Origin of the sequence: Halobellus limi, from assembly GCF_004799685.1 — an archaeon.
Classification (GTDB): domain Archaea; phylum Halobacteriota; class Halobacteria; order Halobacteriales; family Haloferacaceae; genus Haloquadratum; species Haloquadratum limi.
In genome coordinates, this window is record NZ_CP031314.1 from 66,586 (window position 1) to 88,941 (window position 22,356).

Genomic DNA, 22,356 nt, shown 5'->3' on the forward strand with positions numbered 1-22,356 from the left:
GGCCTACTTGGAATGGGGTGCGGTCGCCGGTGGTCGCTGCTTCCGGAACACGGATCGCACCAAGACGACCACGGCGAGTACTCCCAGTGTAGGATACATAACTGCTTGCGAAATTCGGCCAAACGTCGTCATCGTCTCGATATCGACGAGTCCGAAACGCATTCCCATGAAGAGAGGAGCGTGAACGAGCGCGGCGAGGGCCAGTAGACTCCCAGTCAGCGTTCTGTCAGTACTCATAAGTCGGAGTACTCCGAGGACGACCGTGCCAACTACCAATAGCGTCGCCACCCATGTGAGAAATGAATAGACAAGGGCAATATTGCTGTCCCAGGACGGGAGGCCGAAGTACCACCGCATTACGAGAATGGTCGCGACGAACAGGGCTGTGACTCCAGCAAGCGTCCGGTCAGTGTTGATTGTCGTTCGGAAATTCATAGTCATTCACAGGTGAACAGACGGTCACTAATCTAATATTTGTTAAGCGTGGTTCTCAGCCCGTGAGAAGCTCAAAACGGCAGTGCCCTCATGATAGAAATTCTCTGTACAATCGCTTAATGTCGAGTCTAACGGTTAAGCACCGGTTCTTTGTAACCTCGTGACACCAACAGACCTCAAAGCACGCGGATCTGTGATCCCCCATCGCGGCGGGATTGAAGGCCATCGCGTGGCTAACTAATCCGCCACGACCCACTCGTCAGAGAGAATTTATCACCTCTAATCAGGTAGAGGGCGGATCAGTCGGTCCGCTTCTCCACACAGGGTGCCTCAGAATCGCCGTGACCGACCTTGCGTTCGGCTTCGTGCTGGGCGGCACGCTGATGACGGCCATCTTCGTAGTTCAGGTGGCACTCGGCTAGATCACGATACGCGGCGTTTTCGTTGTCGGTGGCGTCCCGCAGTGGACGTTTCCGTACTGGTTCCTACTCTCGGTGGGCTCCTACCTTGTCGGATCCGTGATCGAGGAACTGCTTCACCGGGGCTTCCTGCTGACGAACTTCGCTGAGGGGTTCCAGGTCGGACCGGTTGACGCTCGCGGCGCCGTAGTGATAGGAATTGCACTGACGAGCGGCGTGTTCCTCGGCCTCGGGTACGTCCTGACGGGGGAACTCGCGCTCCCGATCGGTGTCCACGTCGCGTGGAACTTCTTCGAGGGGAACCTCTACGGATTCCCGATCAGCGGGTCGACGACGACGAGCATCCTCGCCATCGACCAGCACGGTCCGGACATCGTGACTGGCGGTGCGTTCGGCCCCGAGGCCGGTCTCCTCGGCGTGGGTGCTATTCTCCTCGGTATCCTCGCGACTGTCGCTTGGGTGCGATATCACCGGGGGAGCTCAGGAATTCATCCGGCGGTCACGAACCGTGACGCCCTGTGAAATAGTCCTCTGGAATCTGTGTATCTCTCTTCCTATTGATTGACCCCAAAGAGGTACGACTCACTTATTGGAGATGTCGTTCCCAGCAACTGATAATGCAATCAACTCCGGAATCTCGTCGAGATGTCTTTCGACGGATTGCCCAACGACCACACGCTAACTGGCCAGTGTATGATGCGACGCCATTGTATGAGCGAGATTCGCCTGACGGTCTGGCGTCAGATATTCGGACAGTCTCCCAGGCTTGGTTCAAACACGATGCTCATGACTCCGTTGAGGAATTCGCCTATGCACTCCCGCTGGCGTATTTCAGACTCGATGCGCACGACCGCTATGCACGCTCGACACGCTACGAGATGGACACCCTCTTTCGGATGTTCGTCCTGAAGGAACTCCACGGGTGGGAGCACGAGACAGCACTCCTCGAGTACCTCGAAAGCCATCCCGAACTGTGTGAGCGTCTTGGGCTGGACAGAGTACCTGACCAGTCGACGCTCTGGCGCAGTTGGCACATGCGCTTCACCGATGATCTTCGTAAGACGGCCCAGAAAGCGGCCCGAACAATTCTCATCAAAGCGCAGAACGCGGGTGTCACTGTCCCCCGCGAACCGGAACAATCCCTCCCACGTCGTGACGATGACACAGACGAATCAGACCCAGATAACGAACTTATCCTCGACAAAGCTGGCACGATCACCAATCACGTCAGTCGATTCGTCTTCCCAGCCTTCTCGCTGAATCGTGGAGAAGGCTGTGAGATTCACGAGAACGCTTTCTGGGGCTTACAGACCTATCTCGGGCTTCGTGAGAACTTGGCCGCCAACGAGGGTGCTCGCAGTTTCGTCCACGAGACGACACGGGAGCGGACACCACTCGGACACGCACATCGTGACCACATCCGCGAACTCTCCATCGAGCAGATTCGCGAGATGTACCGCCAGGCGGTTCAGCAACTCTTAGACGAAATTGCAGAGACAGCGGAATTCTTCCGGGCAGGTATCGTCGCCATCGATATCACTGAGGCCAACCCCTTCACAGGCAATAGGGCGGGCCACGAGGAGGAGATCATCGGAACAAAAGAAAACAGCGACGAGTACGCCTACCAGTGGGCGACAGTCCAGCTGGTCGGTAACGCCGTTCCACTTGTTCTCGATGCTCGTCCCGTACAGAAAGGCGAATCACGGAAGGAAATTGTCGAGGACTTGCTTGATTCGGCTGAGGACCTCGTTCACGTCGATAACGTGCTGATGGATCGGGAGTTCGATAGCCAGCACGTCTTGGAGATGATCAGCCAGCGTGGGCTCTCCTACGTCGTTCCGAAGCGGATGCAGACGAGTGAGAGAGCTCAGGCCAAGCGGTTGCTCCAGCGCGACCAAGACCGCTACGAGACCGACCGGAAGCTCCACCTCGGCAAGAACGAGTGGCACGAGACGACGCTAATCTACCGTCGGAGAGAGGACTCCGAGCATGACGATCACCGGCAGTATTCGGTGTTCATGACGAATTGCGGGAGTGGGCACCTTACTGAGTACGGGTATCGGTGGGAAATCGAGAGCGGGTACAAGTCGATTAAGCGGTTCATGGCTGCGACGACCTCAAAAGATTTCGGGCTCAGGTTCTTCTACTTCGCGTTCGCCTGTCTGTTGTACTCGATTTGGCGAGCTGTGGACCTGCTCGTGCAGGTCGAATTGACTGGTGAGTATGAACACTCGCCGATCGTGACGGCCGATAATACGCTGACGCTGCTGAAGAAGGAAACCGGAATTGGGTAGAGAGACACTCTGTCTGGGTTAGCGAGGCATCTGAGTGGCTACACTATCCGGGGCCTTGGAAATAGCCCGAATTAATTTCTATCTCAACAAGAATGCCCGTTTGGAGAGGGACCTGAAGCAATTTCTGTTCATTGATTCGGATGAAACCACGCATCACAGTCCCGCTATACCCGTCGTAGTCTCAACTTCACGGGACCGAGATTTTGTATAGCGATATACGATATACAATTTCCTGTAGTGCGGAATTCCGACGGTAAGAGACTCTAGACTCCCGAATTCTCCCGAAGGTTCGAATACAGAAAGTGGTCCTGATTATGCCAATAATCACGACCACTTTTAAGTACCCCGGCGCTGTCGGTGAAGCACGAATGCTGCAACCGCCTCACGACGGCGCTTCCCCCGGGGTAGAGGCACCGAGACCGGGCCCGCAGGACGGTGGAGGGCCGGTGAATGCCTGACCGAGCGCCTTCGACGCCGCTCGACGATAGCTTCGAGCGCTACCTCCAAGACAAGGGGAAAGGCCGCGGCGGCGACGGTGGGAACTATCGACGTAACGCTGCACGCGAGCTCGGACGGTTCGCCGAGTGGGCCGCCGGCGACCGCGGCGCCGACGACTGGACCGGGATCGTCCCCGACGACGTCGACCGCGAGCCGACCTTCGACGATCTCGACGAACGCGTGTTCCGGGAGTACGCCCGACATCTCGGTGGAGATCGGGGACTCAAGCAGAACACAGTACAAACCTATTACCGCTATATCTCTGCCTGGTGTGGCTGGTGCGTCAACGAGGGATATCTCGAGGCGCATTACGCGCAGCGGGCCAGTGCGATGGCGCCGCTGCCGGAGGACGACGGCCGCAAGCCCGGCGACCAGCAGGCCTGGACGTCTGAACAGCGCCACGCCCTCACCCGCCACGTCGACGAACGGGCCCGCGACGCCGTCGAGGCGTACACGATACTTCCGGAGGATACTGACCCCCTCGACAAGCAGCGAAGACGCTACGCGGCGCTGAAGGCGGCTCGTGACCGGGCGCTGGTGTTCGTCCTCGCGTACACCGCCGTCCGCGTCGGCGAACTCCTCCGGGACCCGAATGACCCGCGCCGACGCGGTGTTCGCTGGGAGGACATCTCCCTTGACGACGGGAGTATGGACGTCTACCGGAAGAAACAGCAGTGGGACGCCGCCAGTCTTCCCGACCCGGTGATCTCGCCGCTCCGGAGCTATCGCCAGCTGATGGATCCGCCGACGGAGCGCTGGCCGGTGTTTCCGACGTTCGACCAACGGACGCTCGCAGAGCTCGTCCGGGAAAACCTCGCCGAACGAGGGGAACGCCCAGAAGCAATCATTGAACGCCGTGCGGAGTACGCTCGCGACCTGCTGCTGGCGCTCGATGAGGATATTCGGCCGCCCTCGATTACGACGGACGGCACACGATCGATTCTCCAACGGCTCTCAGAAGCTGCAGAGATAGACATCGACCATCCGAAACACGATTACCTTGCTCCACACGGCGGCCGGCGTGGAATGGGTGAAGTTCTCGTTCGAGCATTCGGATACACGGTTGCCGCCCGATATCTCGATAATTCTGAGGAGATGGTTCGTGAGCGGTACTCGCATATCGAGGCTGGTGAGTTAGGTGATGTCGCTACTGAGGCCCTTGAGGAGATCGATAGTGTACCGCAGTAACTTATTTCGAGTGAGAGGGGTAGACCGTCGCGTTCACACCGCGTCGACGGTGAACAGCGAGTCGTCGCTGAGGACGACCTGTACCCGGCGGTGCCAGGCGTCAGCGAAAGCCTCTCGTTGCTGGTCAGTTGCCGATTCGTCGAGAATCCCTTGGAGGTTCCCGATTGCGGGTCCACCGTCAGGAACGTCGCTGACGTGGTAGGTCACTTCGACGGTCTCGTCCGTGTCGGTTCGCCGGAACCGGAACGTCGGGTCCGCCGTGTCCGGGTCGAACGCGTCGAAGCGCAGGAGGTCGCGGCGGCCGCCATAGCCGCCGGCGAGCCCGCTGAATCCGTCATCGCCGGTCGCGCCAGTCACGTACGAGATGATGCGGCTCATCACGCCGTACGCGGCATCGTCCTGCGGGCCGGCCGTCTGGACCTCGATTTCGCTCCGGACTGGATAGTCGTCGGGATACAGGGCGTCGAGCCCGAGCTGGACGATCCGATAGGCACCCGAGGCTGTCGGACAGGAGTGTCCGGCTTCTTTCACCGCGTCCCGGTAGGTGACGACGAACGGCTCGCCCGGTTCGAGGACGCCGAGGGCCTCCGCGACGGGGTCGCGGATTTCGATCGGGTCGGCGTCGTAGTCGACCTGCCAATTGGTTCTCGTCTGGGTCGTGTCAGTCGCAGTCGAATTCGATGTCATGAGTTGTGGTTGTGATCGTGTCTCGTGGTCAGTAGCGGAGCAGTCGCATCCCGTTGAGGATGACGAGGAGGACGCTGGCCTCGTGGACCAGCATTCCCGACGCGAGGGTGACGTAGCTGGTGAGCACGCCCGCGAGGAGGACGGTCACGGTCAGCACCGCGAGCCCGACGTTCTCGAGGACGTTCCAGCGCGTCGCCTTGCTGAGTTTGACCGCGTACGGGATGCGTTCGAGGTCGTCGGCCATCAACGCCATGTCAGCCGTTTCGATAGCGGTGTCCGTTCCCGCAGCACCCATCGCGATGCCGACATCGGCAGTGGCCAGCGATGGCGCGTCGTTGATGCCGTCGCCGACCATCGCGACGACGTGGCCGTCGGCCTGGTAGCCCTCGATGACGGACTGCTTGTCCTCGGGGAGGAGTTCGGCACGGTACTCGTCGATACCGACCTCCTCGGCAACGGCAGCGGCCGTCCGCTCGTTGTCGCCGGTGAGCATCACCGTCTCGATGCCAGCGTCTTGGAGCGCCGCGACGACCCCAGGAGCGGCCTCCCGGAGCTCGTCCCGCATCGCAATCGCGCCGATGATGTCCCCGTCCCGAACGACGTGGACGACTGTCTCGCCGCGCCCCTCACGCTCGCGGACGTAGTCGGCGACCCGATCGGGGACATCGACGTCGCGGTCGTCCAGCAGCGCGCGGTTGCCGACGACGACTTCCTGGCCATCGGCATGGGCGATGACGCCCTTGCCGGCGACCACGTCGAAGTCGTCGGGATCGGGGACCGACCTGCGCCCCACGTCCGTATCGTCCGCTTGGGCGACCGTCGCTCCACCGTCCGTCGCAGCCGTCTGGCGTTCGCGGGCCATGTCGACGATGGCGTCCGCGAGGTGGTGTTCGCTCTTCTTCTCGGCGGTCGCTGCGAGCGAGAGGACGTCGGCGGCGGCGACGCCGAACCCCTCGATACCGGAGACGGTGGTCTCGCCCTTCGTGAGCGTCCCCGTCTTGTCGAAGGCGACGAGATCGATCTTGCCGGCGCGTTCGAGGTGTTCGCCGCCCTTCATCAGCACGCCCGACCGGGCGGCGTTACCGATGGCCGAGACGATGCTGACCGGTGGCCCGATGACCAGCGCGCCCGGACAGCCGATGACCAGCAGCGTCAGCGACAGGATCGCGTTCTGCGTGACCGCGTACGCGCCGATAGCCAGGGCAATGACGGCCGGCGTGTAGTACTTCGCGAACCGGTCGATGAGACTCTCCGTGGGCGACTGAGCCTCCTGGGCCTCCTCGACGCGACGGATGATCCGTTCGAGAGTCGTATCCGATCCCGCTCCCGTCGTCCGGATTTCTAGCGCGCCCTCCTGGTTGACCGTCCCGGCGTACACCTCGTCGCTGTCGGCCTTGTGGACGGGCGCGCTCTCGCCGGTGACCGGCGCCTGGTTGACTGCGCTCTCGCCGTCGACGACGGTTCCGTCGACCGGGATCTTCCCGCCCGGCTTTACGACGACGACTTCGCCCTCTTCGACATCGCGGGCGGAGACCTTTTGGAGTGTCCCGTCGCGACGGACGGTCGCCGTGTCGGGCGTCATCTCCAGTAGCTCCTGAAGTGCCGTCCGGGTCTTCCGCATCGTCCGGCCTTCGAGGTAGCTGCCAAGGCTGAACAGGAAGACGACGGCGGCGGCTTCCCAGTACTCCCCGATGACGATAGCACCGATGGCGGCCAGCGTCACCAGCGTCTTGATGCCGAGCGTCCGGTTGGTGACCTCGTGGTAAGCGGTCTTGGCGATGTCGTAGCCACCCACGACCGTCGCGAGGACGAGGATGGCGGCGCTTGCCATCTCGAAACTCGTGAGGTAGCCGAGACTCCAGCCACCGCCGTACAGCAGGCCGCTTGTCGCCGTGACGATGGCCTTCCGGTGGTTCCGGTAGTACTGCGTGATCGATTGTTTGTTCATAGTGTTAGGCGGGCTGGGGAGTGTACCCCTGGTTTTCGATGGTCTCTGCGAAGGCGTCGGGGTCAGCGACGCTGTCGTCGTACTCGATCTCGACGCGGCCGGTCGCGTAGTGGACTTCGACGTGCTGGACGCCGTCGACGTTCGACAGGGCGCGTTCGACGGTACTCGCGCAGGTCGGGCAGTCGAAGTCGAGGACGCGGAATTGGGTTGTGTCGCTCATTACAGTTTGAGATAGTGCCCGTACCTCAATAAGTATTTTTTATATGATATGTTTGAATTCGGATACGAGTCGTTGGAACAGTCAAACGGGTCGTCTAGGGCTTTCGCTATCGCGGGTCCATCCTGTACTGGATACCTCGACAGACACCTACCCGACTCCTGCCCCGCTACCTTTTCCCGCGTGCTCGCGCTCAGTCCTCGTATGAGTGATTCCGATACCGACCACCGTCTCGACGACATCGCGGTGCGAGACACTCGGATTTCGGACGCCATCGACGAGCCGATGCGGGCGATGGTCCTCGACATTCTGTCCGAGGAAGCCCTAACTGCGACCGAGGTCCACGAACGCCTCGACGATCGCGGCATCGACCGGACGGAGAACACGGTCCGCCATCACATCAACGAGCTCCGGGATGCGGGCCTCGTCGACGTCGTTCGCTTCGAGGAGGGGCGTGGTGGGACGACGAAGTACTACCACGCGAACACGATCGTCCTCTCGTACTCACTACCAGATTCGGCCGACGCCGCCGTCGAGGAGATGATCGACGCTGCCCAGCCCCAGATCACGGACGCGCTCACTACGCTCACCGACGAGTACGACGACGCTATTGAGGAGATCGTCGAGGATATGCAGCCCTGCGAGCACTGCCAGACCCAGAAGTACGAGACGTACGTTCTTCTGACCGTCCTGCGACGTGCGTTCGTTCGCGCCCACAGAAATTCCTGAGGGGGAACCACCCCTACGCTGGCAGGGTCTTAGAAGGAGAACCGATCACGCGCGGATTGCATCGCGAGGCGAGTCAGGAGTCGCGCAGGGCCACGCTTTGGGAGGTCCCGTACAGTCTCGATGCTGGTCGGCGGTTCACTACCACCAATGTCTAACTCCCAGCCTGTCTCGTCCATGAAGCGTTCGACAGCCTGATTTACTCGCTGTCGCACGTCGTCCGAGTCCATTGTCTCGGGCACACCATTCCGGAGGACGACGTCGCCGTCAACGATCACTGTCTCGACGTCGGCCGGGACCGCGTTGTTCACGACGTGTGCGGGAACGTTGGTCAGTGGCGTGAACTTCGGTTTGTCGACGTCGAGGAGGATAATATCCGCGCGCTTTCCCGCTTCGATACTGCCGATCTCGTCGCCCATCCCCAGCGCGCGTGCGCCCTCGATAGTGAGCATTCGTATCAGTTCCATCGAGTCGAACTGCCCGGCTGAACGCTTGAGATTTGCCGCCAGCCGAGCTTGCCGCGCTTCACCGAACATGCTGTACGAGTCGTGCCAGTAGTGGTCGTCAATCCCTACTCCGACGTCGACGCCGGCGGCTCGAAGCTCGGGAACGGGCGTCCACTGCGTCTCCCCGTCCGGATTCCAGTAACAGAAGACGGACGGGCAGTGCGCAACAGCCGCGTCCGCCTCGGCGGTTCGCTGGATGTCCTCTTCGTCGCCGAGGCGGAAGTGAGCAGCGACCAGTCGGTCGTCCAGGAGTCCAACGTCGTCGAGCAATCCTACCGAGTCCTCGCCACCGTTCGCTCGTGCCATCGTGTTACTCTCCTCGAGTTCGAGCAAGTGCGTGTGGACGAGCAGGTCCGGATACTCTGCGGCGAGGGATGCGGTCCGTTCCCACAGCTGCCGGGTACACGACCAGTCGTCGTGCGGGCAGATCGTCGCCCTGATTCGGCCGTCGTACGTGTCGTGGTACGTTTCGACGAACTCGCGAGCACGGGAGAACTGCTGATCGACTGGTTGGTCCCAGAAGAGGTCCGAGATCGCCGGGCCGAAAAATCCGCGGAGCCCTGCTTCCCCGAACGCCTCTGCACCTGCGGCAGGCCGTGCGTCCATCGAGTTCACGGTTGTGACACCGCCCAAGAGGAAATTGAGCGCTGCGAGCTCGACGCCTGCCTCGACGAGGTACTCGAATTCGCCGTTCCCTAATCTGTTAAACAAGGCCGTCCCACTCCCAAGCATCTCCGTCAGCTCGAGTTCGCTAAACGCACCGATGAGCGGTGTCATCTCCAAGTGCGTGTGGGCGTTCACCAACCCCGGCATCACCAGTTTCCCGTTCCCGTCGATAACGGTGGACGCTTCTAATTCTCCGTCTCCTGCACGTGATGGTCGGACTTCTTCGATACAGCCATCGGTGATGCATACTGTGCCGCGCTCGTACAGGCGGTTCCGCTCGTCGGCTGTGAGAACGAGTGCATCATGGATTGCCAGATCGACAGCCATCGTAAATTAGGAAGTGGATGTGACAGTTACCGTACTGGACAACCGAGCAGGCCGGCGAAGGCTGTTCTTCCAGGTGGTGTTCCCCTCATTTGGGATATCATCGGTCTCTACTGGTCCCATTAGCCTCTAATACGTCGGCGTGATTTAATCAGATTCCCCTTTTGAATCTGAAGTCGGATTCCGTGGAGCTTGTGGAGGTTTGCAATGTTTTCCCCTCTTCACGATAGATCATCTATGGCCGACGGTTACGATGCCATAGTACTGATACCCTCATAGGCAGTATATTCTAATCAAAACCGCAATAGATGATCCCTACAATGATACACCTATGCAGGCGACGATAATCGACGGAGTTCTTGAATCCCTTCGTATCGGTGTCGGATTTCTCTGGACGGCGGCGTGGGCGATCATCATGGGCCTCACGATTACGAGTCTCGTCCAGGTCTACGTCTCGAAGGAGCGGATGGCACAGGTGCTGGGTGAGGGCGATCTAACTGGACTTACCAAGGCGACTGTGTTCGGAGCAGCAAGCAGTGGCTGTAGTTTCGGCGCCGTCGCCATCGGGAAGGGCCTGTTCAAGAAGGGGGCGCACGCGGTGAACTTCCTCGCGTTCATGTTCGCGTCGACGAACCTCATCGTCGAACTAGGGCTGATGATTCTCATCCTGCTTGGCTGGGAGTTCCTCGTCGCGGAACTGCTCGGCGGCCTGATTCTCATCGCCGTCATGGCCGCCATCGTCCACCTCACGCTTCCCGAAAACCTGTTTAACGAAGTCCGCGAGAAGCTCAACGAGCGCGACCACCAGGCGGGCGTCACGGAAGATCCCACCTGCGGGATGGAGGGGAAAGACGAGTACACGCTCACGACCGACGGCGGTGAGACGCTCAAATTCTGCTCGGAGGGCTGTATGGAGACCTATCGCCAGGAGACGTCGAGTAGCGGCGGGTGGCGTGACGAGTTGCTGTCGTGGGGTGGCTGGTACAAGGTCGGGAATCAGTACCGCAAGGAGTGGTCGATGATCTGGAAAGACATCGTCGCCGGCTTCCTTATTTCTGGGTTCGTCATCGTCTTCGTCCCGCAGTGGGTGTGGAACACGCTGTTCATTCAGGGCGACGGCCTGCTCGTGACTGCCGAGAACGCCGTCATGGGCGTCATCATCGCCGTCCTCAGTTTCGTCGGCAGTATGGGCAACGTCCCGTTCGCCGTCGCGCTCTGGGGTGGTGGCGTCAGCTTCGCCGGGATCATCGCGTTCGTCTACGCCGACCTCATCACCGTGCCCGTCCTGAACGTCTACCGGAAGTACTACGGCTGGAAGGTGATGCTGTACATCCTCGGCGTCTTCTTCGTCACGATGGCGTTCACCGGCTTCCTCATGGAGCTGCTGTTCGACGCGCTGGGTATCGTTCCAGATCTGGCGGGCGGCGAGACGGCGACTGAACAGACGTACTTCGAGCTCAACTACACGTTCTACCTCAATATTATCGCCTTTGCGCTCTCCGGGTTCCTTCTGTATGTCTACCGGCGGGGACTCGGCGCACCAGGTCAGTATCGAGATCCGGTGTGCGGGATGCGAACCGACGATGAGGGCCCGAGTGCGTCCCACGATGGGACGACGTACTATTTTTGCTCAAAGAAATGCAAGCGTACGTTCGAAGAAGAACCAACGGAATTTACTAATCAAAGCCCGCAAATATCGAGCCACGATCACGATCATGACCACTGATGATCGCACTGTGGTTCATCCGCTGTGATGGGGTTCATCATCACAGTTTCAATCCGCAATTGTCACACCTACTGCGCTCAAATAGACGGTATGAATAGTCAAATCCCGCAACTCGGGGCTGTCATATGAATCGCCGTCGAGCAGATACTGTCGTCGGTGTGCTTCTCGGGTTCGTTCTCCTGGCCGGCGGGGTACTCAGTTGGCGGGCCTATCAACAGCGTCGGGCTATCGAGCAATCGATGGGGTCAATGATGGGTTCATCTATGGGAACGATGCACGGCCCAGACCCCCTCTGGTACGTGGTTGGAACCCTGCTGGTTGCTGGCGTTATCGGTGGCGTCTATTACGTGGTCCGGGGAGAACTCACCGATCCAGAAGTGGCCGACACAACGGCGCCTGTCGATCCTGCACAGACATCGGCGGCAACAGCTACGTCGATGGATGATGACGCTGCACCGGCGACGTCTATCAATCCTGAATCGGACCCCCAAGCACGCGTTCTCGATCTCTTACCGGATGATGAACGACGCGTCCTCGAACCCGTCCTGAACTCCCCCGGAATCACGCAGATTGAACTTCGGGATCGATCTGAGTTCTCGAAGAGTAAAGTAAGCCAGACCGTGAGTTCACTCGAGGAGCGAGGTCTGCTGTATCGGGAACGACAGGGTCGGACCTATCGTGTGTATCCGAGTGATGACCTTCGGCAGCAACAACCGGGAAAATAGTCGCTATCTATCGGGCGCTCTCCCTCTCGAATTCCGTAGGTATGAACGGTCTCCCTCGAGCAAAACGGTTAGAAGATGTTATAGACGTTCTCGAACGTTCTCCTGTATGGATTCACACCCATGTCGATAACTCCCGAGCAGGCCTACGAGTAACCGAGGAGAGAGACAATGACCAACTTCAAACTCGGCCGGTGGCTGCTCGTGGCGCTCGCGATTGTCGGACTCGCGTTCGCCGCACCGGCAGTCAGCGCACACGACAACGCAACGACCGCTGACGACGCGCCTACGGACAATGCCACCGCAGATGAATGGGCCACTTGGATGGAGGCACAGATGACCGAACACATGGGCCCGGGTAGCGTCGAGTGGATGGAGTCGCACATGGGTGTGACCGTCGACGAGATGGCCCAGGACATGGCTGACGGGGAATACCACGACGGGGCTGACGACGGCTACAACGGCGGGATGTACGGGCAGGGCCACTGCTGACGGCTCTGGCCGTTTCGATCGCTCCAATCGAACACCACAACTCACCAACGCAAGATAATGACGCAACTCACCACTCACATCGGACGCACTGCTCGGCGACTCGCGATCCTCGCCGTCCCGCTGCTAGTTGCGGCGACTGGACCGGCTGTTGCCCACGGTAGTGGGAGCTACGGCGGCGGCATGATGGGGGGCGGCTGGGGCCTCTTCGGTGGAGCGATGGGGCTCTGGGGGTTCCTCTGGATGGGGCTCCTCATCGCCGTTCCGCTCTACATTGTCTATGCGCTCCTCAATCGAGGCTCCGGTGGGAACGAAGAGCAGTCGCTGTCGGTTCTCCGTGAGCGCTACGCCCGCGGAGAGCTCTCGGATGACGAATTCGATCGGCGGCGAGAACAGCTCGAACGCACCGGATGACTGGAGCAGCTGCTGTTCCAGCCGATACATCATATTCCCAACGGCCGCCGTTGCGGCACCCAACCGTTAACCCCGTAGACGGGGTATGATACTTCATGGAATACACAATACAGACTTCAGTCACCGGTGAGTTCGACGACGTCGTCGACACGACGATTGCGGCGCTCAAAGACGAAGGATTCGGCGTCCTCTGTGACATCGACGTCCAAGCGACGCTCGAGGAGAAACTCGGCGAGGAGTTTCGACAGTACTGCATCCTCGGTGCGTGCAACCCGGGGCTGGCACACGAGGGCCTGAACGAAGAGATCGAACTCGGCGCACTCCTCCCGTGTAACGTCATTGTCTACGAAACCGACGGCGGCGAGGTCATGGTGAGTGCCGTCGACCCACAACAGCTCGTCGGCATCGCCGACAACGAGGCACTCGACTCGATCGCGAACGAGGTCCACGACCGGTTCGAACGCGTTCTCGCCAGCGTCGCGGACGAACTCGAATCATCGACCGAGATCTGAACCATGACATCATCAAACCAACTCGACACCACAACCATCGTCCTCCTCATCCTCGGGGCGATCATCGTCCTCCCCTTGCTCACGATGGGGATGGGATTCGGCGGGATGATGGGATACGGTGGAATGATGGGTGGATACGGGACGACCAGCGGCTGGTGGCCACTCGTCGGGATGCTCGTCCAGCTGGTCTTCCTCCTCCTCCTGCTCGGTGGCGGATATCTCGTCTTCCGTCGCGTGACGGCATCGCAGTCGTCGCGGAATCCCGCAATGGAGGAGCTGCGTATGGCATACGCCCGCGGAGATCTCACCGAGGAAGAGTTCGAGGCGCGTCGGAACAAGCTCGAACGCTCGGAGTGACGGTCCGACCACCAACCTCCGGCGTTACTCACGTCCGGCCCCTTGGAATCCGAAATCTGTGACCCTCACAGCTTTCGGATGTGAATAGAAGTGTGCTAAAAGCATAAGACCATACTAGCTACTATGACGGAAGTTATCCTGTTCACACAGGAGACTTGTGGAGCGTGCGCAACGCAGCGAGAGAAAAACGAGGGTATCGAAGATGCGTATCCGGATGTCGAGTTCCGGGAGGTCGACATCCAGACCGATCTGGAGACGGCCGAGGAGTACGGTGTCCGAAAGACGCCAACGACGCTCGTGTATGCAAACGGGGAACAGACGGCCGAGTTCATCGGCATCGTCGACCGGGACGAATTGGAGGCTGCCATCGAGAGCGCCGGCCAGCAATCGCCCGGACTCACGAACCGGCTCGCCAGCATCATCCGTGGATAACAGAAGCCAACCAGCTACAATGACAGACTACAGTAGACGCCAGTTCCTGGGAGCGCTCGGTGCTGGCACAGTCGCGAGTGCGGGATTCACCCAACCAGTCGCCGCACAGGAGACGCCCGTCGTGAAGATGGGCAACAACTACTTCGACCCGATCGGGCTCCACGTCGAACCTGGCACGACCGTCCGCTTCGAGATAGCAGCCGGAGCTCACTCGGCGACGGCCTATCCGGACCGCGTTCCCGCCGACGCCACCGCCTTCGACAGCGGGACCATCTCGCAGGGGAGCTTCGAGCACACGTTCGAGGTGCCCGGAACGTACGACTACTACTGCATCCCTCACAAGACGGTCGGCATGGTCGGTCGCATCGTCGTTGGTAGCCCTGGCGGTCCAGCTGAAGACAGCCCGATCCCGGACGGCGAGGTCCCAGACAGCGAAACGATCGTCCAGAACGGCGCCGTTGCCGTCGGCTCGGACGTCGACGGCAGTGGGAGTACCGATGGCGGAATGATGGGTCCAGGGATGATGCACGGCCGGAACGGTGGATGGTTCGGTGGGCTGCCGTTCGTCGGCGGGGCACTCGGGATGCTGGGGCTGGTCGGCGGCTTCCTCTACTGGGCAATGGGTCGAGGCGATGCACCTCCAGAGAGTGACGATTCCGCTATGGAAACCCTCCAACGTCGTTACGCACGAGGCGAGATCGACGAAGAAGAGTTCCAGAAGCGTCGTGAACGGTTGGAGACTGGGAGTGAAGACCCATCTCGGTAAGGCGCGGTGTCGTCGCCATTTCTACACGCCTGAGGTCCCTCGCTCAGGAGTCCTTCGAAGACCTGTTCCTACGCCGCGGCACTTCTCCGCGGAACGTAAGCCGCACTCATCGGTGCCCAGAGAACGAGGGACACAGCAGCAACCAGAGTCCACCGAACCGTTTGCCCGATCAGACGGTCGTAGTGAAATCCGAGTCAAACTATCCAATTGAGCGAAGCTGGATATAGTGCTGTTTGGGTCTTCTCCCCTACAGTTACCGGAGTAAGTAGTCTACTGGCCTGATCTTACTTCTCCTGTGTAATTCGGTAGTAGACGCCGATTGTGAGGACAGCTACGAGGAGGAGGTATCCAGTAGCCCACACCAATGAGAGAGTCGTATCTACGTCCGTTGTGAGTCCGGTATCGACCATCACACGGACGGGCCAATAGCCGGGGAGTAGTTTCATCCACCATTCGGGCTCGGACTGGATGAACAGCGGATCCTGGAAGAGTCCGATATCGAGCATCGGGAGAATCAGCATTAGCCACATCCCGGCTAGGCGGTCGAAAACGGCCCCGACGAGCATCCCGATGAGACCATACGTGACCGAGACGACGAGCATCGCTGCGACGAACCACCAGAGATGCTCAGGCTGGAAATCGACGAGCATCACGCCGACTGAGACGCCGGTAACGATGAGAGTGATTGCTGCGAGGACCCCAAACCGGGCAGTGATTACCTGTCGTGCACGATAGCCGGCGACTGCCAGACGACCGTCTGTGTCTTTGGCTTCTCGCATCAGGAACAACCCGGCGAGTCCCGCGATGAGGGCGCTCGTAATCGGCGTCATAATCACGCCGTGGACCTCAGGCATCCCTCGCATGACCGTCACCGTCTCACCGTCGACGAGCGTCCGAACCGGCATCTCGACGTCCTGGGTGACTGCGAACGCCAACGTGATGAACGAGACCGGTAGGACGACCAGTAGAGCGACGAGGACGTAGTTTCGCGCCTGTTCTTTGATGCCGATTGTGAACGCCGTTGTCGTACGACTCATGCGGACCACCCACCACTGGTGCGCATCGTCACTCCGAACACTGCGGTGACGAGTACAAGCAGGACTAGCAGGTATCCGGCGACGAAGCCGAGATCACCCGTCGTATATGTGCCTTGGAACATCGCCTCCTGAAGGAGTTCCTTTGGATGATAGAGCGGGAAGTATTCCACGAACTCGGGAACGTCGGCGGCCAGCGGACTGTCGCCACTGAGGAACGCATCCATCATTGCAAGGAACACCACGACGAGCGAGCCTTCGAACAGTCGTGGAAGGAGCGCCCCGACGAGTGCGCCAAGAAACGCATAGACGAGGCCGGCAAGTACGAGGAATACGAACGTCAGGACAGGGGCTCCCGGTGAAATCGTCAGCCAGAGAACGCCGTAGTTTACGGCAGCCACGACAACGGTCACTCCTCCGAGCGCCGCTAATCGAGTCGCAAGCAGTGTTCGGGGTGGATAGCCTGTCTGAACGAGTCGCCGATCGGCTGCACGCGCACTAATCATCTGCGCGAGTCCCATCAGGCCGGCAATGATGGCGACCCCGAATATCGCTCCGAGAAGGCGACCTAGCTCGATCGGAATCGCCTCGACCGTCGGCATACTTGGTAACCCAGCCATTGCTTGTCCCCAGCCTTCGATAACGACAATCGGAAGGAGAAGTGCTAGGACAACATTCAGGGGGGTTCTGAGGAAGGTGGAGACGTTCGCCCGAATCCCCGTCCAAACCCTATTCATCGGTCTCTTCCCCCCGTTCACTGGCCGTTGCATCAGTCTCGCCTTCCTGGTCAGTCACGTCGTAGACCTGTCCGTCACGAACCTCATAGATGCGGTCGAGACGACTTTGCTCTTCGATCAGGTGTGAAATCATCGTGACAGCTGTTCCGTCGGCAGCGAGTTCCTCGGCGAGATCCCAGAACGTGAGATACGTTTCCCAGTCGAATCCAGTGTAGGGCTCGTCCAGCATGAGGACGTCCGGATCGTGCATCAGGGCGATACTGAGATTGATTTTCTGCCGGTTTCCACCACTGAGTTGGTCGATTCGGTAGTCAAGGTACTGCTCGAAATCGAGTTTCGACGCCAAGCGGTGTTTGGCCTCGTCGATTTCTTCGGCGGTCATTCCGTATCCGGAACCGAACAGTCGGAACGTCTCTCCGACCGTCAAGCGGTCGTAAAGCAGTGGTTCCTGTGGACACCAGCCAACGGTTCCCGTCCGTTCGACTGTTCCGGAATCCTGTTCGAGGACACCGACGAGGATGTTCATGAGCGTGGATTTGCCCGACCCGTTCGCGCCGACGATCCCGACGATTTCCCCCGTCCGAATTTCGAGATCGGCATCGGTGAGGACGGTCACTGACCGCGTAAATGGAAAACTCGATCCGTACGTTTTTTCAATCTCATTAGCACGGACGAGTACCTTGTTGCTTGTAGCTTCTCCTTTGGTGGTTGTGGACGCTTCCATAGGTGTATACACACGCTTCTAATTCACTGCGATTACTGTTTCAAATCAAAACTATTTGCAGCAAACTCGTAAGCAATCAGGAATTGAGTATACAGCTAATGCTAGACTCTAAGCATCAGATTTCTCTTGACTTTCTGTACCCTATACGTTGTTTCACAGTTCTCACTGCAAAACTGCTGGAGTGAACCACCGACACGGGTGGCTAGTCCGTCTTCACCGACAGTAGTTCCGCAATTTGCACATTTGAGTGCGGATTCAGTCCCCTCGGCATACGCTGATTGAGCAGCGTTCGACAGCAGTTGTACGTCGTATCGCCGCACGTCAGTCAGTGGTAGATATTGCTGCGCCCAGTTTCCGACTGTATTCCGCGGCGGCGTCGCAACAGCTACGATTTCGCCCTCCGCAGTTGTGAATACGTGTTCTACGGCTGGGGTCTCGAGGATCGATTCTCGAAGAGAATCCGTCTTTCCGAGCTCAGGCTGGAGGCGTACCATGACGTGTATCCGGTTTTCGTACTGTGTGAGGTCGAGATCAACGGTGAATCGACGAATGACATCTTCTTGCTCCAACTGACGGACGCGTGCTGAAACGGACGGGGGTGAAAGATTTACAGCCTCAGCAATAGTGCTGTAGGGTCGTCTCGCGTTCTCCGCTAAAAGACGGAGGATTTCGCGATCCGTGTCGTCAAGTTCTGGTTGGGTCATCGAAAGGCGGAATGGGGGTGGGTGTGGGGGAGCTACGACGCAGGTGTGGGGTGTGACGGTTAGACGTACTCCTCCGGTGTCGAGGTGAACGTCTCCTTGCAGCCCTCGGCACAGAAGTAGTACGTCTGACCGTCGTACTCAGCTGTGGCCGCCGGATCACTTTCATCGACGTCCATTCCACAGACTGGATCAGTTGCCATTCGGTTTCACCCCACATCAATGGTACGAGGGCCTGAATCAAGCAATTTGTTCTTAGCAATCCAAAGTCGGGATACATAGCGATTTGAGCCGTGCTGCACGGTTTGGCTTTTCTGACTCCACAATCAACGGTTAGTACCTCACAATCCCGAACTATCGTTCGAGTATACCAACGGATTCCTATCTGTGTCCTATATAAATACTGGAGTCTGAACCAATTCTAAACCTATGGGTCACGATCCACCACACGACAATCACGAGCAGTGAAGACCCCACAGGTCCATCCAAATTCGTGGATGCTCAAGCGTCGACGTGACGATCCGATTCTTTCTTGCGCCGTGCAAGTAGCAGTCAAGTAGTCTCTAGTTCCGCAACGAAGATAACGTGTCGCAGGAACGGCAGCGCGTGGTGAGCCTTCCGTACCTGCTCAGTAATCGCTGGGGGATCGAGATCATACGCTCCTAACAGTCGTTCAATGAGAGCCCGGAGCGGGCTCGTGAGTAGCTGGAGGTACAGCGTCGTCCACTTTCGGAAGCGTCCGACGCTGTGTTTCGTGATATCTTCGACCGCTTTGAGCTCAAAGCTCGTCTCGTCGAGAGCAGCTTTGTATCCTTCAACAGTACCCAAGGACGGCATATCCCACGCATCCGCAAATGAATCGACCAATCTCCGTTCCGTTTCAGTCACGTCTGACTGCATCACGAGATCGGAGACTACGAGAACCCCCTCGGGTTCGAGGGTATCTGCGACTGTAGCGAAAACGCGATTCCGCTCGGGGAGGTATACGAGTGCGTCGATGGCTGTACACGCGGTAAACGAGTCCCTGGTAAACGGGAGTTGTGTCGCGTCACCGATGATGAACTCGGAATCGAGGTGCTTACCCCGTGCGTTCTCGGTTGCCATCTGGATGTTGTACGGAACGAGGTCGACACCAGTGACGTTGAAGCCGAACTGATAGGCGAGGTGGAGGGCTGGACCCCCCCGACCGCAGCCGACATCGAGGAGGCGCACTCCGTCGGTTGTGGGTAGATGCGACGCGACCCTTGAGCCGACTTCCGTGACGAGGCGACGTTGACTCGAACCGGCTATATGTGGCTGGTACCACTCCGAGTAGCCGAGATTGAGGAACTCGTCAGTATCGAACAGGAGGTCGAACGCCCGCCAGATATCGGCTCGCTCGCCGCGGTAAGAAAACTGGTCGGTGATTCGGTGGCGGAGAGTACTCTGATCCATCGGCCACCTACTCGAGTTCGGAAACCTCCGAATAGCAGTACTCGGATTCGTCGCAGTACGCGAGGTCGGCACACCCGCGAGGACGCTGGTAGTCGATTCCCTTGTGCCGTCGGAGATACGTCACGTATCCGTCGTCGACGCGGTCCAGGATGTCGTGACAGATCCACTTCTCCCTAACCCACGTAGTGCCCAGATTTCGGTACGGACACAGGAAGATCGTCCGTTCGACCGAATCAACCTGTGGCGTCTCGACGATCCGGACACCGACAAGGCGATAGGCGATGCGAAGACGGGTAACGACCGATTCTGGCGTATTCGCGCCGAGGAAAAGGACGTATGCAAGCACGTATCCGAGATCGTGGAGGAGTCGTCGAATCATTGTTTAGGGTGTCGACTGCCGTCCCAAAGTATCTTGACCAGGTGTTTTCTGTTCAGATTTCGGTGTACACGTCACCTGTCTTTCCGCCGCCGAGTTTGTAGACGGTGAATGTGTCGGACTTCGTCCCGCCCATCCCCGGCGATCCAGCCGGCATCCCGGGCAACGCGATGCCGTCAATCGCCGGCTCTTCCTCGAGCATCGTCGCGATAACCTCGGCAGGAACATGTCCTTCGACGACGTACTCGTCGAGGACGAGTGTGTGACAGCTCTGTAGATCCGATGGAATACCGTGTTGGCGCTTGAGATCCGTCACGTCCTCGGTTTCGGTTTCCCCGAGCGTCGTGTCGAGCTGTTCCCGCAGGTACGACGCATATTTTCCACAACAGCTACAGCCTGGTGAACTGTATTGTTGGGCGTTCGTCACCGCTAGCGTTCCCTCGATATCCCACTCATCCCCACTCGATGACCCCAAACAACCGGCGGTTCCGAGTGCGACTGTCGTCGCACCGACCCGTAGTAGTTCGCGACGAGTTACGGCCCGTTCCATATGCTCGTCACTTGGCTCGGAAGTATTCAATTGTACGTCGACCTTTCCTGTGTATTGAGAACGGATTCAAGCACGACGGGGAAGGTGACTTTCAGTTCTGAGGAGGAAACCCCAAAGGTCAGAGTCCCGTATTCGTCTCTATGTGGCGACCCTCATCGGTCGAGGGTGCTGCCGTGACGGTTTTCCGTCAACGAGCATATCGGCCTTAAATTGCGCCCAACATGACCCAGAGCATGACTCGTCGCACCGACTCCGACACTTCACTCCTCGAAACTGTGGGAAATACGCTCTCGTCGAACTGATGCGACTCCAAACGACGTCTCCACTCTTTTCGAAATAGACGTGCTATAGCGAGTTACTTGCGATAAAAGCCTCAAGTCACCACCCCAGAGACTGTTCTCCCGGTTTCGATTCTTAACAGAAAGCACGGTAAATCGTCGTTACGTATAGATATGTATGAACTCCCCCAGCCATCTAGAAGTTCGAGAAGGTGCGGACATCAACCTGTACAACCAGATCCTCATTCCACTCTACGGAGCTGATATAAGGGACTCAGTGGTCCAATATGGCCTATCACTTGCAGAAACGTATGATGCGGCTCTCCACGTGTTATATATTCAAGATGAGGAACGCACGGAGGTGGAATCCGATCAAGTCACTAAACAAGAGGAATGGGACGCAGCAGCGGTAATTGAACCCGTGGTGGATCAGGCCCACTCGCTCGGACTCAATGTGATACCAGCAGTGGATAGTGGGCACTCTCCAGGTGTTATTCGGGAATACGCTGAGGAGAATGATATCGATTTGCTTGTCCACCAGAAACCTACACAGACTAGATTAGCACGAATTCTCCGGAGAGACGTCTCCAGCCACATCATTCAAAATATCTCTCTTCCTGTCTTGACGATACCTGATATGGATCCCTCTGATCCGGTAGGAGAGTTATCTACTAGTCAGTTCACAGATATTCTCGTGCCTACGGATGGATACGACGAGGCATCTGTGGCCTTCAAACATGGGCTACAAATTGCTAAACGGTATGATGCAACCCTACATGGACTTTTTATCATTTCCGAACAGTCCTATTCGAGTCGGCCTGGATTCACGTGGGAAGAGGTCACTGACTCTTGGGAACAGCGGGGAACTCGGCTCTTGGAGGACATTACGGAGAAGGCAGCGACCTTGGACGTTCCTGTCCGAACTACGTTGAGATTTGGTCAACCTCAGCAGGAGATTCTCAAATACACTGAGGTGACTGACATCGACCTTGTTACAATGGGGACACGAGGATTGACTGGCATTCGTCGGCTATTACAGGGAAGCGTCGCAGCTCAAGTGATCGAGGAAGCAGATTACCCCGTTCTAACGATTAACCGAAGGACAGCTGAATTGAAAAAACACCCGTACACCTTTCTTCGAAAGACAAACCAGAATCGGAAGTCAAGGCTATATTGAAATATTATTTGTAATATAC

Annotated in this window: 26 protein-coding genes; 13 read left to right on the forward strand and 13 right to left on the reverse strand. The window is 58.5% G+C overall.

Annotation, left to right across the window (positions count from 1 at the left end; translation table 11 throughout):
* Positions 1 to 3 precede the first annotated feature (3 nt).
* Positions 4 to 441: a hypothetical protein gene (locus tag DV707_RS17765; RefSeq protein WP_103993002.1), complete on the reverse strand. Its 438-nt coding sequence runs from the start codon at positions 439 to 441 to the stop codon at positions 4 to 6.
* 512 nt (positions 442 to 953) lie between these two features.
* Between DV707_RS17765 and DV707_RS17770 the strand changes: the two genes are divergently transcribed.
* The 3 genes from DV707_RS17770 to DV707_RS17780 all read left to right on the forward strand — a co-directional run bounded on the left by DV707_RS17770 (position 954) and on the right by DV707_RS17780 (position 4,834).
* Positions 954 to 1,376 carry a hypothetical protein gene (locus DV707_RS17770; RefSeq protein WP_136361947.1) on the forward strand — a complete coding sequence of 141 codons (423 nt, stop codon included), beginning with the start codon at positions 954 to 956 and terminating at the stop codon, positions 1,374 to 1,376.
* Positions 1,377 to 1,471: 95 nt separating this feature from the next.
* Entirely contained in the window at positions 1,472 to 3,148 is a 1,677-nt protein-coding gene (locus DV707_RS17775) for a transposase (RefSeq protein WP_103993004.1), read from the forward strand.
* A gap of 450 nt (positions 3,149 to 3,598) precedes the next feature.
* Positions 3,599 to 4,834 carry a phage integrase SAM-like domain-containing protein gene (locus tag DV707_RS17780; protein ID WP_136361948.1) on the forward strand — a complete coding sequence of 412 codons (1,236 nt, stop codon included), beginning with the start codon at positions 3,599 to 3,601 and terminating at the stop codon, positions 4,832 to 4,834.
* A gap of 33 nt (positions 4,835 to 4,867) precedes the next feature.
* Here DV707_RS17780 and DV707_RS17785 read toward each other — a convergent pair whose 3' ends face one another.
* Genes DV707_RS17785 through DV707_RS17795 form a run of 3 tightly spaced genes read right to left on the reverse strand, consistent with a single transcriptional unit; the run spans position 4,868 to position 7,689 of the window.
* Complete coding sequence (locus DV707_RS17785; protein WP_004594625.1) at positions 4,868 to 5,521, reverse strand: hypothetical protein; 654 nt, start codon at positions 5,519 to 5,521, stop codon at positions 4,868 to 4,870.
* Positions 5,522 to 5,549: 28 nt separating this feature from the next.
* Positions 5,550 to 7,469: a heavy metal translocating P-type ATPase gene (locus DV707_RS17790; RefSeq protein ID WP_004594624.1), complete on the reverse strand. Its 1,920-nt coding sequence runs from the start codon at positions 7,467 to 7,469 to the stop codon at positions 5,550 to 5,552.
* A gap of 4 nt (positions 7,470 to 7,473) precedes the next feature.
* Positions 7,474 to 7,689, reverse strand: coding sequence for a heavy-metal-associated domain-containing protein (locus DV707_RS17795; protein WP_004594622.1), 216 nt, complete (start codon positions 7,687 to 7,689; stop codon positions 7,474 to 7,476).
* A gap of 201 nt (positions 7,690 to 7,890) precedes the next feature.
* Between DV707_RS17795 and DV707_RS17800 the strand changes: the two genes are divergently transcribed.
* Positions 7,891 to 8,415 carry an ArsR/SmtB family transcription factor gene (locus DV707_RS17800; RefSeq protein WP_004048660.1) on the forward strand — a complete coding sequence of 175 codons (525 nt, stop codon included), beginning with the start codon at positions 7,891 to 7,893 and terminating at the stop codon, positions 8,413 to 8,415.
* A gap of 29 nt (positions 8,416 to 8,444) precedes the next feature.
* Here the strand turns inward: DV707_RS17800 and DV707_RS17805 are convergent, their stop codons facing one another.
* Positions 8,445 to 9,911: an amidohydrolase family protein gene (locus DV707_RS17805; protein WP_011222406.1), complete on the reverse strand. Its 1,467-nt coding sequence runs from the start codon at positions 9,909 to 9,911 to the stop codon at positions 8,445 to 8,447.
* Between the two features lie 328 nt (positions 9,912 to 10,239).
* Between DV707_RS17805 and DV707_RS17810 the strand changes: the two genes are divergently transcribed.
* From DV707_RS17810 to DV707_RS17845, 8 genes are all read left to right on the forward strand, one after another.
* Positions 10,240 to 11,634 carry a permease gene (locus DV707_RS17810; protein WP_011222407.1) on the forward strand — a complete coding sequence of 465 codons (1,395 nt, stop codon included), beginning with the start codon at positions 10,240 to 10,242 and terminating at the stop codon, positions 11,632 to 11,634.
* A 125-nt stretch (positions 11,635 to 11,759) separates the two neighbouring features.
* Positions 11,760 to 12,359, forward strand: a complete 600-nt coding sequence (locus DV707_RS17815) for a helix-turn-helix transcriptional regulator (RefSeq protein ID WP_011222408.1) — start codon at positions 11,760 to 11,762, stop codon at positions 12,357 to 12,359.
* 168 nt (positions 12,360 to 12,527) lie between these two features.
* Complete coding sequence (locus DV707_RS17820; RefSeq protein WP_004594618.1) at positions 12,528 to 12,848, forward strand: hypothetical protein; 321 nt, start codon at positions 12,528 to 12,530, stop codon at positions 12,846 to 12,848.
* 57 nt (positions 12,849 to 12,905) lie between these two features.
* The gene (locus DV707_RS17825) at positions 12,906 to 13,259 is read left to right on the forward strand and encodes an SHOCT domain-containing protein (protein ID WP_004594617.1); all 354 of its coding nucleotides are present in this window, start codon (positions 12,906 to 12,908) and stop codon (positions 13,257 to 13,259) included.
* A 95-nt stretch (positions 13,260 to 13,354) separates the two neighbouring features.
* Complete coding sequence (locus DV707_RS17830) at positions 13,355 to 13,771, forward strand: DUF302 domain-containing protein (RefSeq protein WP_004594616.1); 417 nt, start codon at positions 13,355 to 13,357, stop codon at positions 13,769 to 13,771.
* A 3-nt stretch (positions 13,772 to 13,774) separates the two neighbouring features.
* Entirely contained in the window at positions 13,775 to 14,128 is a 354-nt protein-coding gene (locus DV707_RS17835; protein WP_004594615.1) for an SHOCT domain-containing protein, read from the forward strand.
* Positions 14,129 to 14,251: 123 nt separating this feature from the next.
* The gene (locus DV707_RS17840; protein ID WP_004594614.1) at positions 14,252 to 14,560 is read left to right on the forward strand and encodes a thioredoxin family protein; all 309 of its coding nucleotides are present in this window, start codon (positions 14,252 to 14,254) and stop codon (positions 14,558 to 14,560) included.
* A 19-nt stretch (positions 14,561 to 14,579) separates the two neighbouring features.
* Positions 14,580 to 15,326, forward strand: coding sequence for a plastocyanin/azurin family copper-binding protein (locus tag DV707_RS17845; protein WP_004594613.1), 747 nt, complete (start codon positions 14,580 to 14,582; stop codon positions 15,324 to 15,326).
* Positions 15,327 to 15,610: 284 nt separating this feature from the next.
* Here the strand turns inward: DV707_RS17845 and DV707_RS17850 are convergent, their stop codons facing one another.
* From DV707_RS17850 to DV707_RS17885, 8 genes are all read right to left on the reverse strand, one after another.
* Positions 15,611 to 16,363, reverse strand: coding sequence for an ABC transporter permease (locus DV707_RS17850; RefSeq protein WP_004594612.1), 753 nt, complete (start codon positions 16,361 to 16,363; stop codon positions 15,611 to 15,613).
* Positions 16,360 to 16,962 (reverse strand): ABC transporter permease, encoded by a 603-nt coding sequence (locus DV707_RS17855; RefSeq protein WP_004594611.1) that lies wholly within the window; start codon positions 16,960 to 16,962, stop codon positions 16,360 to 16,362. Before DV707_RS17855 ends, DV707_RS17850 begins: the two co-directional genes overlap by 4 nt.
* Positions 16,963 to 17,089: 127 nt before the next feature.
* Positions 17,090 to 17,821, reverse strand: coding sequence for an ABC transporter ATP-binding protein (locus DV707_RS17860; protein ID WP_011222410.1), 732 nt, complete (start codon positions 17,819 to 17,821; stop codon positions 17,090 to 17,092).
* Positions 17,822 to 17,922: 101 nt separating this feature from the next.
* Positions 17,923 to 18,525, reverse strand: a complete 603-nt coding sequence (locus DV707_RS17865; RefSeq protein WP_200820953.1) for an AsnC family transcriptional regulator — start codon at positions 18,523 to 18,525, stop codon at positions 17,923 to 17,925.
* A 59-nt stretch (positions 18,526 to 18,584) separates the two neighbouring features.
* Entirely contained in the window at positions 18,585 to 18,725 is a 141-nt protein-coding gene (locus DV707_RS17870) for a YHS domain-containing protein (RefSeq protein ID WP_011222411.1), read from the reverse strand.
* 349 nt (positions 18,726 to 19,074) lie between these two features.
* Entirely contained in the window at positions 19,075 to 19,956 is an 882-nt protein-coding gene (locus DV707_RS17875) for a class I SAM-dependent methyltransferase (protein WP_004594607.1), read from the reverse strand.
* A gap of 7 nt (positions 19,957 to 19,963) precedes the next feature.
* Positions 19,964 to 20,335 (reverse strand): hypothetical protein, encoded by a 372-nt coding sequence (locus DV707_RS17880; RefSeq protein WP_004594606.1) that lies wholly within the window; start codon positions 20,333 to 20,335, stop codon positions 19,964 to 19,966.
* A 52-nt stretch (positions 20,336 to 20,387) separates the two neighbouring features.
* Positions 20,388 to 20,882 (reverse strand): DUF411 domain-containing protein, encoded by a 495-nt coding sequence (locus DV707_RS17885; RefSeq protein WP_004594605.1) that lies wholly within the window; start codon positions 20,880 to 20,882, stop codon positions 20,388 to 20,390.
* A gap of 456 nt (positions 20,883 to 21,338) precedes the next feature.
* On the opposite strand from DV707_RS17885, the gene DV707_RS17890 reads away from it, so the two are divergent.
* Positions 21,339 to 22,337, forward strand: a complete 999-nt coding sequence (locus DV707_RS17890; protein ID WP_011222412.1) for a universal stress protein — start codon at positions 21,339 to 21,341, stop codon at positions 22,335 to 22,337.
* The last annotated feature ends 19 nt before the right edge of the window (positions 22,338 to 22,356 follow it).